Here is a 15,719-nt window from a genome sequence, read left to right on the forward strand (position 1 = left end):
ACTCCGCCCGGCCGGCCCCCGGTGCGAGATCGCACGGCTCCCGCGACTGGGGCTCGCACTCCCCACCTGCGGGCCGCTCGTATCGCTCACGGGGCCGTACGATCCCGGTCCATTCAGAACTCGAACACGCTGGTCCCGTAGGAGTTCTTCACGCACTCGTTGGCGAAGGTGCGCTCGTAGGAGACGCGCTTGCCCTGCCAGACGCCGTCCACCGTGACGACGACGGGGTGGTACTGCTTGGTGCACTGCACGTCGTCTCTACTCACCAGGGCGTCGAAGTCGCCTCCGGTGGACCGTAGTTCCGCGCAGGCCAGGGCGGCCGTGGGATGGGTGCCCGACGCCGTCGGGGCGCAGGTCAGAGTGACCGCCCGCGCCGGGCTCGAGACGGCGGCGCTCTCGCCGTGACCCATGGTGAGCACCAGGGCGGACGGGGCGTAGAGCGAGGTCGGGGTGGCGTCCTGGGCGGCCACGGAGGCCCCGGTGAGGGGTCCGCAGACGGCGGCGGCGGTAAGACCGATGGTTGCTGCCAGACGCGCGGTGTTCCGCATTGTGTGCATCCTTCCGCTCGATTCGAGGAGGTGCCGGCCGCGACCCGGTGGGTGCCACGGCGGCGAGCGCGAGTCTGCCGAGTCCGCCGCCGAAACACACATCCAACCCACAGGTTTCAGTAACATTGCGTATTGAATCAGTGGCGTGAAGTCACGGAATTCGAACGCGCCGACCGCGCAATCGCACGGCTCCCGCTCCGTCGAACTGGCCAGATGGCCTGATTCCACCCGCTCGTTAATCGTCCTGAAACATTCCGCTTCCGCTCTCGGCGGACTCCTTCGCAGCCCCTTGCGTTCATCTTTGAACGGAGTAATCGTCATTACATGATTACGACAGAGCAGCGGGAGAAGCTTCGCGGCTGGTTCGCCGGCCGTCTGCCCGACGATCTCTTCGAGGAGCTGACCGAGGTGACGGTCGACCGCGAGGAGATCACCGTGATCGGCCGGATACCCGAACCGGGGTTGACCGAGGACGCCCCGCCCGTCGAGCGGGAGGCCGCGGTACGCAGCCGGATCCAGGAGTTCCGCGAACGCACCCGCGAGGTCCGCATGGCGGTGGCGGGCGAGGCCGAGCACCGGTTCGGCCGCAAGGTCTCCTGGGGTGTGCGGTGCGGGGCGGAGCGCGCCCTGTTCACGCATGTCGCCGCGCCCGTGATGACCCGGCTGCGGCAGCCCGAGCGCGCGGTCCTCGACACCCTGATCGCCGGCGGGGTCGCCCGCAGCCGCAGCGACGCCCTGGCCTGGTGCGTACGCCTGGTCGAGCGCCACACCGACGACTGGCTCGCCGAACTGCGGGACTCCCTCGAACACGTCCAGCGGGTACGGGCGCAGGGACCGGACACCGAGCACGACGAGCACGACGAACACCGGGAGGACCACCGGGCCGACGAGGAGTGAGCGCGGCGACGGCCGTACCCGTTGTCGGACCCCTCCGCGACGTCGGTCCTGGTCGGACACAGCTGCTCCGGCCTACCCGTCCGTCGGCCGAGCGGATCGGCGACCGGCCGCGCCGGGTGGTGCGCAGCCTCGCCAACTCGCCCGCGTCCTGTACGAGTCGGCCGACGGCTCCTGGAGCACGGTCCGGCTCCTGGAGCACGGTCCGGCCTCTGAACCACGGTCCGGCCCCTGGCCTGCGGACGGGTCCGTACTCGCGAGTATGGTCGGCGTGCAGCGCATGCTCGACGACGAGAGGCGGACGTACGGATGGCGAAGCACTGGGCGGACTTCCAGTACGAGATCTATCTCAACGGGATGACGGGTGCGGTCCCCCGGCTGCCCACCGATCTGACCCGGCTGGAGGAGCTGACCGAGCAGCGGCTCGGCCCCGGCCCGGTCGGCTATGTGGCGGGCAGCGCGGGCGACGGCAGTACGGCCCGCGCCAACCGGGCGGCCCTGGCACGCCGCCGGATCGTGCCGCGCATGCTGCGGGACGTGCACGAGCGCGATCTGTCGGTGGAGATTCTGGGCCGCTCGCTGCCCGCGCCCCTCGCCCTGGCGCCGGTCGGCGTGCTGTCGATCATGCATCCGGACGCCGAGCCCGCCGCCGCCCGGGCCGCCGCCGCACAGGGCGTGCCGTACATCCTGTCCTCGGCGTCCAGCACACCCATGGAACAGGTCGCGGAGGCGATGGGCGACGCCGAGCGCTGGTTCCAGCTGTACTGGGCCAAGGACCGCGAGGTCACCCGGAGCTTCTTGAACCGGGCGAAAGCGGCCGGGTACACGGCGCTGTTCGTCACGCTGGACACCCCGCTGCTGGCCTGGCGGCCGCGCGACCTCGACCAGGCGTACCTGCCGTTCCTGCACGGCGTGGGCACCGCCAACTACTTCTCCGACCCGGCCTTCCGGGCGGGCTTGGCCAAGCCGGTGCACGAGGATCCGAACGCGGCGGTGATGCACTTCGTCGGCATGTTCGCTGACCCCGGCAAGACCTGGCCGGACCTGGCGTTCCTGCGCGAGAACTGGGACGGCCCGATCGTGCTGAAGGGCGTCCTGCACCCGGACGACGCCCGGCTCGCCGCCGACGCCGGCATGGACGGAGTCGTGGTGTCGAACCACGGCGGCCGGCAGGTGGCCGGTTCGGTGGCCGCGGCCGACGCGCTGCCCCGCGTCGCCGAGGCGGTCGGCGACCGGCTCACCGTCCTGTTCGACAGCGGCATCCGCACCGGCGACGACATCGTGAAGGCGCTCGCCCTCGGCGCGCGGGCCGTCCTGGTCGGTCGCCCCTACGCCTACGGGCTCGGCCTCGACGGCCAGTCCGGCGTCGAGCACGTGATCCGCTGTCTGCTCGCCGAACTGGACCTCACCCTCGCCCTGTCGGGGCACTCGCGCCCCGCCGACGTCGGCGCCGCGGACCTCGTCGAGGACACCGTGTGACCGCGGGCGGCGGGGCCCGGTGAGTCCTGTCCGGCCGATCGTGCCGCGGACCTGATCGGCCGGACAGGCCCTGGCGCGCGGCCGATGTCCCGGCGGCGCGGAACGTCGACGCTCTGCCGTGACGCCGGTTCACGGCACATGCGGCCCGGCGACGAGCTCACCGCTCCTGTCGTAGGGCCAGGCGTTGGCGACGCAGCCGTGCAGGCCCTTGATCTGCTGCATCATCACGGGGGCCGGTCGCCCGGGGCCCGCGCAGGTCATGTGGGGGTAGCCCAGGAAATGCCCCATCTCGTGGTTGATGATCAGCGCCCGGTAGTCATGGATCGAACCGTCGAACGTCGGTGAACCCTCGGCCCAGCGCCTGAGGTTGACCACCACCCCGCCGGGGATCTCGCAGTTGTACTCACCCTTGGTGTCCTGATGGATGCCCGCCCAGCACAGGGCGTCCGCCGTTCCCGGTGTCGCGATCCTCACCTTGAGGTCGTAGGACTGCCCCTCGCGCACCAGCTGGAAGGAACGGGCCCGGTCGTGGGTCCAGCCCCGGGGAGCGGCGAGTATCCCGGCTATCTCGTTCGCCGCCTGGGCCGGCGAGACGTCGAGCCCGGTCTCGACCTCCACCACGTAGCGGAGCGGACGCGGACCATGCCCCACCTTCGCGCCGTCGGTGCGCGCGGCGACGAACGTGCCGCTGCCGGTCGAGGGGATCTCGATCTCCGTCGGAGTCGGAGTCGGCGTGGGCGTCGGGGTGGGAGTGGAGGCCGGGGTGGGCGTGGGCGTGGTGTGCACCCTGCTCCGCGGGTGCGCCGCACCGCTCGACTCCTCTTTCCGCCCGCCGTCCAGGACGAACATCGCGGAGCCGAGCAGGCCGGCGGCCACCAGTGTGCCGATCAGCAGGCTCCGGCCCCGGCGGCGCGGGCGGCCCCGGCGGTGGGAGGTCCGGCGCCGGCCCTGGCGGGAGGACCGTTGTCGACGGCCACCGCGGCGCGGGGACTCGTCGCTGCCGGCGGGCGATGCGGATTCCCGCTCTCGTACCGATTGCATGGCAGCTCAGGCTGGCCGGGCCAGATGATGGCCCCTGGTTCGAATGGTCTCGAATCGATAACGCGTACTTCCGCCCCGGCCGGGGCGCCACTCGCACGCCCGCCCCCTTATGACCCTTCTGTAACAGCTCCCGAGCGGAGCCTTCGCTCAGGACGGGCACCGAACACGATCTGCCTACACTGTCGACGTGCCCCGAGTCCTGATTGTCGAAGACGACCCAGATGTCCGTAAGGCCGTCCAGTTGGCGCTCCGACATCAGGGGCACGAGGTCCACGCCGCCGGAACGGGTGAAGAGGGATTGGAACAGCTCCGCCCCTTCCGCCCGGACGTCGTCGTGCTCGACCTCATGCTGCCCGGCATCTCCGGCCTCGACGTCTGCCGGCGGATCAGGGATCGCGAGCAGGTTCCGATCATCATGGTGACCGCCAAGGGGGACGACATCGACGTGGTCGTCGGGCTGGAGGCCGGCGCGGACGACTACGTCGTCAAGCCCGTGCAGGCCCGGGTGCTCGACGCGCGAATACGGGCCGTGCTGCGCAGGCAGGACGCCCCGGTCCCGGACTCCGTCCGGCCGCGGCCGCAGGTGCACGGCGAGCTGGTCGTCGACCGCGCCGGGCTCCAGGTGACCCACCGTGGTGAACCCGTCGCGCTCGCCCCTTCCGAGCTTCGGCTGCTGCTGACCCTGTCGGCCTCGCCCGGCCAGGTGTTCAGCCGCCAGCAGCTGCTCGAAGCCGTCTGGGAGCACAGTTACCACGGCGACATACGGCTCGTGGACGCCTGCGTGAAACGACTGCGCGGCAAGCTCGGTGAGCTGGGCGGGGATACCCGCCACATCCAGACCGTACGCGGCTTCGGTTACCGCTTCGGTACGCCGTGAGCGGCCGGAGATCCCTGCGGACCCGAGCCGCCGGACGCGACCGCGAGGCCGCCGCGACCGGGCGGGGCCCCGGATCGGCGCGGTCACCGCGGAGGGCCCTGGCGCGGGTCCCGCTTCCGCTGCGGGGGCTGCGCTTCCGCCTGGTGGTGGCCTTCGCCCTGGTGGCTGTGGCCAGCGCCCTGAGCACCGGAGCCCTCGCCTTCCGGGAGGCCCGCACGGGCGTGTTGCAGCAGAGCCAGGATTCCGTCATCCGGCAGTTCCGGGCCGGCGTCGACGACGTGGCGCTCTACACTCCCCTGCCGCCGAGCCGGTCGCAGTTGCAGGCGGCGGTGAACCAGGTGCTCCAGGCCAACCCGTCACAAGGGTGGCGGGTCCTGGCCACCTACGGCAGCCTCCGCGCCTACGCGCCGAGTGCCGACTTCGACAAGGTGAGCCCGCAACTGCGCCGGTCCGTGCAGACCCGACGCGCCGCGGTGTTCCAGCGGGTGAACGCCGACGGGCATCCCTGTCTCGTCGTCGGGATGCCGGTCACGTACCTCGACGGCGAGGGGGCGGAGGCCAAGCTCTCCGGGCTCGTGATGTACCTGGTGGTGCCGCAGGACACCGAAGAGGCCTACGTCAAGGCGATGGTCAGTGCCATCGAGCACGCCACCCTGGTGGCGCTGGGCCTCGCCGTCGTCCTGGCGTTGCTGGCCGCGAGCGGCGTACTGCGACCCGTGCGGGCGTTGCGCGGGGCGACGCGCCGGATGGCCGAGGGGCACCTCGACGTCCGGCTGGCCGTCGACGGCTCCGACGAACTGGCCGACCTCTCACAGTCCTTCAACGACACGGCGGCCGCGCTGGAGCGGTCGGTCGCGGAACTGCGCCGCCTGGAGGCCCAGGCGCGCCGCTTCGTCGCGGACGTCTCCCACGAACTGCGGACACCGCTGGCGGCGATGTCGGCGGTCACCGACGTGCTGGACGAGAAGGCACCGCACCTGGGCCAGGAGACCGGCGACGCGCTGCGGCTCATCAGCGAGGGAACCAGTCGGCTCGGCGGGCTGGTGGAGGACCTGATGGAGATCTCCCGCTTCGACGCGGGCGCGGCCGAACTCAACCTGGACGAGATCGACTTGGCCGAGTCCGTACAGCGCACCCTCGCCTCGCGGGGGTGGCGGGACCGGGTGGAGACCCGCCTGCCCCGGCCCGGTGTGCTCCGTACGCGCGTGGATCCGCGCCGACTCGACGTCGTGGTCGCCAATCTGGTCGGCAACGCGCTGCGGCACGGGGCGCCGCCGGTACGGCTGACCCTGGACGTGCGGCAGGAGGGAGCGGACGTGGCCTGGGCCGTCATCGAGGTGACCGACAGCGGACCGGGGATCGCCGAGGAAGCCGTGCCGCATGTCTTCGAACGCTTCTACAAGGCGAGCACCTCGCGGACCAGAAGCGAGAGCAGCGGGCTGGGTCTGGCCATCACGGCGGAGAACGTGCGCCTGCATGGAGGACGTGTCCGTGCGGCGAACCTGCCCGGCGGCGGCGCGGTGTTCACGGTCGAACTCCCCCTGCGCCGTGACTCCGCGGCCGCCGACGACACCGTGGCGGGTGCCCGGTGAGGGGCCCACGCAGGGCGGGCCCACGCACGGCGGGCTCGCGCAAGGGAGGCTCGCGCACGGCGGGCTCGCGCACAGTGGCGCTGCTGGTCGGACTCACGGCCGCGCTCACGGCGGCGTCGTGCGGAGTCCCTCCGTCCGACGTCATCGAGGCCGGCGCCCCGGCGAGCGGGCCGGCCTCCCCCGAGCCCTCGGCCCCGGCCGCCGTCCCGTTCTATTTCCTGCGCAACGGTGATCTGAAGCCGTATCCGCGCAAGGTCGGCGACCCTGGGAACTTCGGAGCCGTCGTGAGCCTGCTGTTCGACGGACCGACCAGGGGCGAGGCCGTGACCGCGACCACCCGACTGCCCCGCCTGACGAAGGCACCGGATGTGACGCTCGGCGGCGACAACACCTTCTCCGTCCGGCTCCTCGAGGACGTCCCGCCCCTGAGCCACCTGGCCATGCTGCAGTTGGCGTGCACGGTGGCCCAGCTGTCGTACAACCCGGTGCCCGCGAACGCGGACCCGACCGGTGCCGGTGACTCCGCGGCTCCTGCCGACCCCGCGCTGCACAGCGCCGCACCCACGAGCGTCCGCGTGCTCGGCAACGGATGGACGATGACACAGTCGAACGACTCGTGTCCCAAGCCCCTCCAGCCGTAGGAGCCGCCCGTACGCAGCCGTCGCCGCCGACGGCGGTGACGGCGGTGAAGCCGCACGGCACCCGGCGCCCGGCCCCGGCCGACACGGGGACCGCGAGGCCGCCCGGCGTGGTACCGGACAGCGGACCTAGGCCGTCCGTTCCGAGAGCTCGACGGGTCGCGCGGTCGGGCCGTCGCTGCCGGTGATCGACAGCGAACCCGGGGCGGCCGAGGCCACATCGGTCAGCCAGCGCTGGCCGGCGGACCTGTCACGGGCCTTGACGACGAGGTCGGCGCCCGGGTTCTCGCCGGCCGTGGCGAGCGCGAGGGTCTCGTCCCAGCGGGGCAGCAACTCGCCCTGCACGGTGAGGTCGTAGCGCACGTCGTCACCCCGGGCGTCCTTCTCCCGCGCGCAGACCCCGAGGACGACGACACCGGCGTCCGCGCGCGAGTCCAGACACAGTGCCGGATCGGCGACGCTGCGCACCAGCCCGTCATTCTCGTACGCCCACTGCTGGGTCCAGGCCGAGGAGCACTGCGCGAGTTCGACGGCCGTCCCCGGCTGGGCCGCGCCGGCGAAGTCCAGGCACAGGTCGGCGGCGATGTTGCGCAGTCTGGTCTGCCGCTGCGCGGTGGGCAGTTGGGCGCTGCCCGGTGGGGCGGTGGAGACGGCGGGCGGCAGCGAGGAGTCGGCGCCGGGGGCCGTGCCCCGGCCGCCGCTGACGCTGGTGGAGGCGGCCGGGTCGACGCCGCCGTCGTCGCCCGTCCAGAGGCCGACGACCAGCAGGCTCGTCAGAACTCCGGCCGAGGCCAGACCGACGCCGGTGCGCAGCGCCCGGGGCGAGCGTCCCTCGTCCGGCGCCGCCCGCCGGGCCGGCACAGGGATGCGGGCCAGAATGCTCCGGCCGCCCGCGCGGCGCGAGCCTCCGCCACCGTGCCGGGCGGAGCCTCGGGTGCGGGCACCGGGCTGGGCGGAGCGTCCCGGGCGCGAGTCGACGTAACGGCGGGCGCCCCAGCCGAGCACCGCCTCGGCGAGCAGGGTTCCCAGGCCGCCCTCGAAGTGGCCGAGTTGTTCGGCGGCGGAACGGCAGTAGCGGCACTCCGACAGATGTTGCTGGACATCCGGCAGCAGGCCGCCGCCACGGCGCATGGGAACGTCGAGAAGCCGGTTGTAGAAACGGCATTCGTCGGTCGGCGCCAGTTCCCGGTGGGCGCGTACGCAGCCCTGGCGGAATTTCTCCTGAGCCTGCTCCAGCACGGCCGACGCGGTGTCGAGGTCCAGACCCAGCAGGCCCGCAGGGACGAAGACGGGCTCCGCCTCTACCTCGGTGTGCCAGAGCAGGCACTGCGCGTCCGGGGGAAGGGACTGGAACGCCCGCTGGGCCAGTTCGCGGTTCTCGGCCGTCATGGACTTGGCGGCGCGCATACCGCGCCCGCCGGCGGGTTTCTGCAACTCCGGCAGAACTACGGCTGTTCGGTCCGCCTCCGCCCAGTGCCGGACGGTGTCCCGCACGGTCACCAGCAGCCGGGGGCGCAGCGCGGTGGCCGGTTCGCCCAGGTTGAGCCGGTCGAAGACCTGGTGGAACGCGGCCCCGGTGACCATCGCGGCGATCTGCGCCGAGGAGGCCAGACAGATCGCCGCGTAGGCGTGCACCGGCTGCCAGTGCCGCGCCATGAGCAGCGCGGTCGACTGGGCGACCTCGGCGTCCGGGCCGCCCCTCATCCGGAGAGCGAGGGTCTCGTCGGACTCTCCGGGATCCCCGCCGGGCGGGGTAAAGGGCGGACGAGGAGGGTGGGGGGTGGGCACTGAACGGATTCCTTCCCACGCGCGCGTGAGCACACAGAATTTCATGTCACCGAAAGGGCCGCGGGATTGGCACGTACCTTTCGGGGCGGGTGCGAGGGAGGCGAATTCGCCGGACGCGTACCGGCCCCGGATCACCGAAGGGGTAATGCGGCCCGGCCATTGCGCCCCGCACGAGTGGTTCAGCTTTACACAACTCACTCGCACACAACAAGCCGCGAGAGCAACATGCGCTTCTTAGAAATTGCGTCAAATACGCTGCCCGCGCAGGGTCCTTGTGCGGGCTTTCGGGATTCCCCGCGCCCCGCCTGAATCCCCCGCGCCCCGGAGCGGCGCACCCCGCTCCGGGGCGCGGGTGGCGGCGTCAGATCTGCCAGGAACGCAGCCGGTCGGCCGCGCCGTAGACGTCCGCCTTACCGCTCATCAGGTCACGGGTGAGGTCGACGAGGGCGCCGTACGGCGGGTCGATGCCGACGCCGCTGACGAACATGTACGCCACCGCCGTCGCACAGGCGAAACGCGCGTTGGCCGTGGGCAGGGGCTTCAGCAGGGCGAGGGTGTGCAGCAGTGCGGCGGCGCGCCAGGCTGGATCGGAGTCGATCCCGAGGCGGGGCGGGTCGACACGATGCCGGGCGACGGCGGCCACCAGTGCGGAGAAGTCGTTGACGGTGGGCTGGTCGGGCAGGACTTCCTCATGGCGCTGGAGCAGCCAGGGCACATCGATATGGATGACGGGTGCCATCGCTCAGGCGGCCCGCCCCTCGCCCTTGACGGGCGGTTCGTCGTCCGGGAAGGCGGCCGCGAATTCCTCGGCGTGGGCCGAGAAGAACCGGCGGAACGCGTCCGCCCCCTCTTGCAGCGCCCGGTGCCGGGCTATGTCGGCCGCGGCGGCCTCGCGTACGAGCGCCTTCATCGACGTACCGCGCTCCTTGGCGATCTGCCGCAGATCCTCTAGCTCGCGGTCGCTGAACTCCACGTTGAGAGCTGGCATGCCACTCACGGTACCGCGCGGGTACTTTCTCGTAAATATGCGCAGGTCAGTGACGGTATCGAAGGGTACCGACAGGGTGCCGCGGGCGGCCCCGGTCCGGTGCCGGAGCGGGGCCGTCCGCGCGCTCATCCCTGATCGGCCACGAAGGACGCCATCCGGGCCAGTGCCGCGTTCCAGTTGATCGCGGTCTCGTTCGTCGACCAGGACTGGATGTCGTCGATGTAGCAGAACTGGCCGACGCACCCCTGGAGCCTGCTCTGCGCGTAGGGGTCCTGGATCCCGGAGTTGGGGCCCCCGGCGAGCGTGCCGGCGGGCGGATCCGGCAGGCTCGGGTCGAGTTCGTGGGCGTACCAGCGGCTGTGCTGCCGGTGGGAGCTGACCTCGCCGTAGCCGGTGACGTAGGAGATGTTCAGAGCGTTGCGGCCGAGCACGTAATCCATGCTCTGGACGGCGCCGTCGCGGTACCGGGCGGCGCCCGTGATGTCGTACGCGGCCGAGATCACCACGGCGTTGTTGAGGACCTGGTGACTGGAGCCCCAGTCGTAGACGTTGTCGGCGGGGGCGTAGGGCATGCCGTACGGCTGGGACGTCAGGGTGGCCAGATAGCGGTCCGCGCCCGTGACCACGGAGCGGCGCACCCGGTCGCGGCCCGGGAGCCGGCTCGGGACGGCCGCGAGGTCGAGGCGGCCCGCCGCCGCCGTGCGGCCCCAGTCGAAGCCGAGGCTGCCGAAGATGTCGGCGGTGTGCACCGGGGAGTTCAGGACGTACGTCTCGAACTGCCTTTCTCCGGTGGTGAGATACAGCTCGGCGGCGGCCCAGTAGAACTCGTCGCTCGCGTCGGAGTCGGGGTAGGCGCCGCCGCCGGTACCGTCGTTCGGGTCCGCGTAGCGGTCGGGGTGGGCCAGAGCCGCCGTCCAGGCCTTGCGGGCCGCGCCGAGGGCCTTCGCCGCGAACGCCCGGTCGTAGGGGCGGTACAGACGGGCCGCCTGTGCGGCCGTCGCCGCCAGGTTCAGGGTCGCCTGGGTGGACGGCGGATGCAGTTCACGCGGCTGCGGGTCGTCGCTCGGCAGCAGCGGCAGGCCCGTCCACTGCTGGTCGTGGATCTTGTGGTGGGCCATGCCGGCCAGCGGCTGCCCGTCCGGCACCTGCATGCGCAGCAGGAACTCCAGCTCCCAGCGGGCCTCGTCGAGGATGTCCGGCACATGGTTGCCGCTCTCGGGAACGGCGAGGGTGCCGTCCCCGAGCTTCGAGGGCCGGCCGGTGCGGGCGAGCAGGGAGCGTTCGTAGGTGCTCAGCAGCTCCCAGGTGGCGATGCCGCCGTTGACCACGTACTTGCCGTGGTCGCCGGCGTCGTACCAGCCGCCGGTGACGTCGCGCGTGTAGTCGCACACTCCGGGCTGACAGGGGACGTTCGCGTCACCCTGGTTGGGGGCGGCGTCCAGATGGCCGGCCGGTCGGCCGTAGCCCGGGCGGAGTCCGTCGCTGATCGCGATGCCGCTGCGCTGGGTGTAGTAGTACTTCACCGCGTCCAGCCGCAGTCGCTCGTAGGCGGCGGTGCCGATGTCGAAGGGACGGCTGGTCTCGCCGTCGGCGACCAGCGTGAAGCCGGTGCCCGGCCTGCGGTAGGCGCCGAAGTCGAGGGAGTGGACGTGCTGCCCGGAGGAGACGTCGGTGCCGCGCGGCGCGCTCCAGCCGTGGGCGACCGTGGTGCCCCCGGCGTTCTTCAGCTGCCAGGGCACTTTCGCGGTGGCGTCGGTGACCAGGGTGGCGTTCTTGGGTCCGGCGGGCAGATAGGCGACCTGGTTGACGCGGACGCGCGGTCCGGTGTCGGGCTCGTACACCTCCGGCGGGACGCCGCCCAGCAGGGACACGTCGTCCAGGCAGAACCGCCAGGCGTCCGCGCCGCCGCCGACCTGGAAGGCGACCTGGGCCCGGTCGGTGTCGACGGGCGAGGTGAAGGTGTAGCTGTAGGAGTCCCCCGAGGCGCTCGGCTGCGGGGTCGCTTCGTACCAGGTGTCGTAGGGCGCGTCCTGGAGTCCCACGATCGCCCGGGCGGCATGGCCCTCGGGTGCGGCGGACGCGGTGAAGGAGAAGCGGTACGACTCCCCCTTCACCAGGGTGACGTCGTTCTGGCCGACGGCGGTGTCCCAGGGGTCGGCGGTGCCACCCGGCACGTCCGCGCACAGCCGGCCGTCCAGGAGCGCCGGGGTGACGTCGGCGGTCGTCCACCAGGGGTCGGTGGTGGTGTCGAAGGCGCCGTTCCTGAGCTGCTCGACCTCGTCGGCCCCGGCCTGCTGGACGGGCAGCCCGGTGAGCGCCGCGCCCAGCAGCGCGGCCAGGGACAACAGGGCGGTTCTGCGTCGTTTCACGTCTGGGCTCCTCGGGGAGGTGCGGGCCGCGCTCCGGTGGGAGCGCTCCCAGATGCGGACGCACGCCATGTTTGTTGCAGACATGACACCCCGTCAACGGTCCGGACGGGAACCGGTCCGGACGACGGCCGGACGGGAACCGCTTCCCGTCCGGACCGCGGGCCCGGCTACGCCTCCAACTCGCTGATCCGCACGGCCCCTCGGACCTCGCCCGGGTGACCGCTCGTCAGCACCAACCGCAGCCGGGAGCCCCTCACCGCGTCGAAGGCGATCACCGTCGGGGTGTCCGAAGCGGTGGCCCAGTCGACGGACACCCCGGTGACCGGCGCGTAGCGGCGGCCGTTCCAGACCGTGACCTCGACCGACACGGGCAGGCTGTGCGTGCCGTCCACGGTGAAGGACACCGCCACCCGGTCGAAGCTCCTCGGCCGCCCCCAGTCCACCGTCACCCAGTCCCGCGCCCGCGCGCCGACGAAGGCGGGCAGCAGGGCGGTCGCCGCCTTCGCGAAGGCGTTGGACCAGCCAGTGGCGGGGTCGCCGTCCAGCATGGCGGCGGGAAGCGTGTCGGGACGGCCGGAGTAACCGGCGTCCGCGTGCGGCCAGGCAGGCGGAGCCGGTTGGTCGGGCGGGAACCGGGCGGCCGGGGTGGTCGTCGCCGACCGCGACGCGGTGGTCCGCACGGTCGCGGTGTCCGTGCGCAGGCCCCGCGCGCGTGCCGTCACCTGCAGCGCGCCCGCGCGGGTGCCGGAGCGCACGATGGCCAGGGCCTTGCCGTGGAAGGCGGTCCGGGTGGCGGACTGGTAGCGCTCGGCGCTCTCCTGGCGGCCGTTGTCGAGTCCGGCGAGCGAGCCGCCCTTCACCTCGAAGGCGATCAGGTCCTCGGCGTCGGGCACCACCACCCCGTGCGCGTCGACGATCTCCGCGGTCACGAAGACCAGCGAACGCCCGTCGGCGGACAGGGACTTGCGGTCCGCGGTGAGCCGTACCGCGTGCGGGGCGCCGGCCGTGCGCAGGACGTCGGTGGCGACCGTCCGGCCGCCGCCGTGCCGGGCCACCGCCTTCAGCTCGCCCGGCTCGTACGTCACCTTCCAGGTCAGATGGAGCTTGCCCGCGCTGCCGTTGGGGCTCGTGTAACTCCCCGGGTAGGGGCCGCCGGTGAAGGTCTTGTCGTCGCCGGTCGCCTCGGTGGTCTCCAGATAGCCACGTCCGTCGACGGTCGTCTTGGTGTCGAACGTCCGCGTGCCCAGGGACTTTCCGTTGAGGAACAGCTCGACGGTGTCGACGTTCGCGTAGGCCCACACCTCGACCGTGTCGCCCGGCTCGTGGTTCCACGTCGTCGGCAGCAGGTGCACCATCGGCTCGTCGGCCCACTGGCTGCGGAAGAGGTGGTACATGTCCTTCGGGAAGCCCGCCGTGTCGACCGCGCCGAAGAAGGACGCCTTCACCGGGAAGACGTCGTACGGGGTGGGTTCTCCGATGTAGTCGATGCCCGACCACAGGAACTGACCCGCGAACCACTTCCGGTCCCGGTCCTTCTTGTGCCCGTACTCGCCGCTCATCGTCCAGGAGGCGAGGTTGTTGTCGTAGGAGGAGGTCGCCCGCTGGCCGGGGGTGTGGTTCTCGCCGGTGTTGAGGTGCTCCGGCTCCTGGTAGGTGCCGCGCGTGGAGGTCTCGGACGACGACTCGGACTCGAAGAGGAAGAGATGCGGGTAGGCCGCGTGCAGGGCGTCCACGGACTGTGCGGTGTTGTAGTTGAGGCCGAGTCCGTCCAGCTTGGCCAGCATGAGGTCGGCGGCGGAGCCCTTCGCCGGCAGCCGCCGGTACTTGTCGGAGCCGATGACGAGCGGGCGGGTGTCGTCGGCGGCCCTGATCGCGCCGATGACGCGGTCAGCCATCGCGAGCCCGGCGGTGGAGGTGGAGTCGGGCACCTCGTTGCCGATGGACCACAGCACCACTGCGGGCGAGTTGCGGGCCGCGAGGACCATCTCGGTGGCGTCCCGTTCGCACCACTCGTCGAAGAAGCGGCCGTAGTCGTAGCGCGTCTTGCCGGTGCGCCAGCAGTCGAACGCCTCCACCATCATCACGATGCCCAGTTCCTCGCAGACCTGGATCATCTGCGGCGAGGGCGGGTTGTGGGAGGTACGGAAGGCGTTGACACCCATCGACTTCATGAGCGTCATCTGCCGGCGTACCGCGTCCACGCTGATCGCGGCGCCCAGCGCGCCGAGGTCGTGGTGCAGGTCGACACCCTTGATCTTGGCGTGGGTGCCGTTGAGGTGGAAGCCCTCGTCGGGATCGAAGCGGAAGGCGCGGATGCCGAAGGGGGTGCGGTAGGTGTCGGCCGGCTCGCCGCCGACGCGCAGTTCGGTCTCCAGCGTGTAGCGGCGGGGGGTGTCGAAGTCCCACGTCTTCGGGTCGGGGACGGTGAGTTCGTGGGTCTCGGTGGCCTCGTCGGTGACGGTGACCGTGCTGGACGCGCGGGCGACGGTGCGGCCGCCGGGAGCGACGATCCGCGAGACCACCTCGACGTCGGCCGCGGCGCCGGAGGCGTTGACCACGGAGGTCCGCACCCGTACGACGGCCCGCTCGGCGGTGACCTCGGGCGTGGTGACGTACGTGCCCCAGCGCGCCACGTGCACCGGTTCGGTGACGACCAGGCGGGCCTCGCGGTAGATGCCGCTGCCCGAGTACCAGCGGCTGCTGGGCAACTGGTTCTGGACCTTGACCGCGAGGACGTTCTCGGTCCTGCCGTCGGTGTGCACCAGGCCGGTCAGGTCGAGGGCGAAGCCCGTGTAGCCGTAGGGGTGGCGGCCGACCTCGGTGCCGTTGCAGTAGACGTGGGAGTCCATGTAGACGCCGTCGAACTCCACCGAGATCCGCCGGCCGGCGAGGGCCGGGGGCAGGGTGAAGGCGAGGCGGTACCAGCCGAGTCCGCCGGGGAAGAAGCCGGTGCCGCTGGTGGTGCCGTGCTCGGTGGTGGGGGTCTGCTCGATGCTCCAGTCATGGGGAACGGCTACCTCGCGCCACCCCGAGTCGTCGTGGCGGGGGTCGGCCGCGTCGGCGTACGCGCCGGTCGGGTCGGTGATCCCGTCCGCACTGACCAGCGCGAAGCGCCAGCCGTCGCGCAGGGCGAAGGTGCGGCGGCCGGAACCGGTCCCGGCCGCCTCGGCGGCCCGTGCCACCGAGGTGTCCAGCAGCGCTCCGGCGACCGGTGTGGCGGCCGAGGCCAGCAGTACGGATCTGCGAGTGACCGTCATGACGACTCTCCCTCATAGGGCCCAGAAGTACTCACAACTGATCGCGGACAAACAGAATCTGACGACGTGCCACACGGGCCCGTCAAGGGTCCGGAAGCGCTCTTCTGCACCGGGCGTCACGTGCGGGACGACGGACGGAATCACCTACGGGGTGCCGGCGGAGGGTGCCTACGGGGTGGCGGCCGGCCGCGTGCGCGGGACGACGGCCGGGCGTCCTCGCGACCGTCTCGCCGTCCGAGCGAGGTCAC

Annotated in this window: 12 protein-coding genes; 5 read left to right on the forward strand and 7 right to left on the reverse strand. The window is 71.9% G+C overall.

Features of this window, described 5'->3' with window-relative positions; all coding sequences use genetic code 11:
- Nucleotides 1-113: 113 nt before the first annotated feature.
- Entirely contained in the window at nucleotides 114-548 is a 435-nt protein-coding gene (locus ACFV0T_RS03585) for a protease inhibitor (protein WP_385773997.1), read from the reverse strand.
- Nucleotides 549-872: 324 nt separating this feature from the next.
- Here ACFV0T_RS03585 and ACFV0T_RS03590 point away from each other — a divergent pair, with 324 nt between their 5' ends.
- Complete coding sequence (locus ACFV0T_RS03590) at nucleotides 873-1,445, forward strand: hypothetical protein (protein ID WP_385773999.1); 573 nt, start codon at nucleotides 873-875, stop codon at nucleotides 1,443-1,445.
- Nucleotides 1,446-1,751: 306 nt separating this feature from the next.
- A complete protein-coding gene (locus ACFV0T_RS03595) occupies nucleotides 1,752-2,921 on the forward strand; it encodes a lactate 2-monooxygenase (protein WP_385774001.1) in 1,170 nt (389 codons plus the stop codon).
- Nucleotides 2,922-3,050: 129 nt separating this feature from the next.
- Here ACFV0T_RS03595 and ACFV0T_RS03600 read toward each other — a convergent pair whose 3' ends face one another.
- Complete coding sequence (locus tag ACFV0T_RS03600; RefSeq protein WP_385774003.1) at nucleotides 3,051-3,962, reverse strand: DUF3152 domain-containing protein; 912 nt, start codon at nucleotides 3,960-3,962, stop codon at nucleotides 3,051-3,053.
- Between the two features lie 187 nt (nucleotides 3,963-4,149).
- Here ACFV0T_RS03600 and ACFV0T_RS03605 point away from each other — a divergent pair, with 187 nt between their 5' ends.
- From ACFV0T_RS03605 to ACFV0T_RS03615, 3 genes are all read left to right on the forward strand, one after another.
- Entirely contained in the window at nucleotides 4,150-4,839 is a 690-nt protein-coding gene (locus ACFV0T_RS03605; protein WP_385774005.1) for a response regulator, read from the forward strand.
- Complete coding sequence (locus tag ACFV0T_RS03610; protein WP_385774007.1) at nucleotides 4,836-6,431, forward strand: sensor histidine kinase; 1,596 nt, start codon at nucleotides 4,836-4,838, stop codon at nucleotides 6,429-6,431. The genes ACFV0T_RS03605 and ACFV0T_RS03610 overlap by 4 nt, the downstream gene beginning before the upstream one ends.
- Before the next feature lie 74 nt (nucleotides 6,432-6,505).
- Nucleotides 6,506-7,072 (forward strand): hypothetical protein, encoded by a 567-nt coding sequence (locus ACFV0T_RS03615; RefSeq protein WP_385774009.1) that lies wholly within the window; start codon nucleotides 6,506-6,508, stop codon nucleotides 7,070-7,072.
- Nucleotides 7,073-7,198: 126 nt separating this feature from the next.
- Here ACFV0T_RS03615 and ACFV0T_RS03620 read toward each other — a convergent pair whose 3' ends face one another.
- From ACFV0T_RS03620 to ACFV0T_RS03640, 5 genes are all read right to left on the reverse strand, one after another.
- The gene (locus tag ACFV0T_RS03620; RefSeq protein WP_385774011.1) at nucleotides 7,199-8,857 is read right to left on the reverse strand and encodes a ricin-type beta-trefoil lectin domain protein; all 1,659 of its coding nucleotides are present in this window, start codon (nucleotides 8,855-8,857) and stop codon (nucleotides 7,199-7,201) included.
- Between the two features lie 361 nt (nucleotides 8,858-9,218).
- Nucleotides 9,219-9,596: a toxin Doc gene (locus ACFV0T_RS03625; RefSeq protein WP_385774013.1), complete on the reverse strand. Its 378-nt coding sequence runs from the start codon at nucleotides 9,594-9,596 to the stop codon at nucleotides 9,219-9,221.
- A 3-nt stretch (nucleotides 9,597-9,599) separates the two neighbouring features.
- Entirely contained in the window at nucleotides 9,600-9,845 is a 246-nt protein-coding gene (locus ACFV0T_RS03630) for a hypothetical protein (RefSeq protein ID WP_385774015.1), read from the reverse strand.
- Nucleotides 9,846-9,970: 125 nt separating this feature from the next.
- A complete protein-coding gene (locus ACFV0T_RS03635; protein WP_385774017.1) occupies nucleotides 9,971-12,214 on the reverse strand; it encodes a glycoside hydrolase family 9 protein in 2,244 nt (747 codons plus the stop codon).
- A 167-nt stretch (nucleotides 12,215-12,381) separates the two neighbouring features.
- The gene (locus ACFV0T_RS03640) at nucleotides 12,382-15,471 is read right to left on the reverse strand and encodes a glycoside hydrolase family 2 TIM barrel-domain containing protein (protein ID WP_385774019.1); all 3,090 of its coding nucleotides are present in this window, start codon (nucleotides 15,469-15,471) and stop codon (nucleotides 12,382-12,384) included.
- Nucleotides 15,472-15,719 lie beyond the last annotated feature (248 nt).

This window comes from Streptomyces sp. NPDC059582 (assembly GCF_042735715.1).
Classification (GTDB): domain Bacteria; phylum Actinomycetota; class Actinomycetes; order Streptomycetales; family Streptomycetaceae; genus Streptomyces.

What these genes read in the sequence shown, in the direction of transcription:
- ACFV0T_RS03585 (WP_385773997.1), bottom strand. Translation starts at nt 548, where the DNA reads ATGCGGAACACCGCGCGTCTGGCAGCAACCATCGGTCTTACCGCCGCC.
- ACFV0T_RS03590 (WP_385773999.1), top strand. Translation starts at nt 873, where the DNA reads ATGATTACGACAGAGCAGCGGGAGAAGCTTCGCGGCTGGTTCGCCGGC.
- ACFV0T_RS03595 (WP_385774001.1), top strand. Translation starts at nt 1,752, where the DNA reads ATGGCGAAGCACTGGGCGGACTTCCAGTACGAGATCTATCTCAACGGG.
- ACFV0T_RS03600 (WP_385774003.1), bottom strand. Translation starts at nt 3,962, where the DNA reads ATGCAATCGGTACGAGAGCGGGAATCCGCATCGCCCGCCGGCAGCGAC.
- ACFV0T_RS03625 (WP_385774013.1), bottom strand. Translation starts at nt 9,596, where the DNA reads ATGGCACCCGTCATCCATATCGATGTGCCCTGGCTGCTCCAGCGCCAT.
- ACFV0T_RS03630 (WP_385774015.1), bottom strand. Translation starts at nt 9,845, where the DNA reads ATGCCAGCTCTCAACGTGGAGTTCAGCGACCGCGAGCTAGAGGATCTG.
- ACFV0T_RS03640 (WP_385774019.1), bottom strand. Translation starts at nt 15,471, where the DNA reads ATGACGGTCACTCGCAGATCCGTACTGCTGGCCTCGGCCGCCACACCG.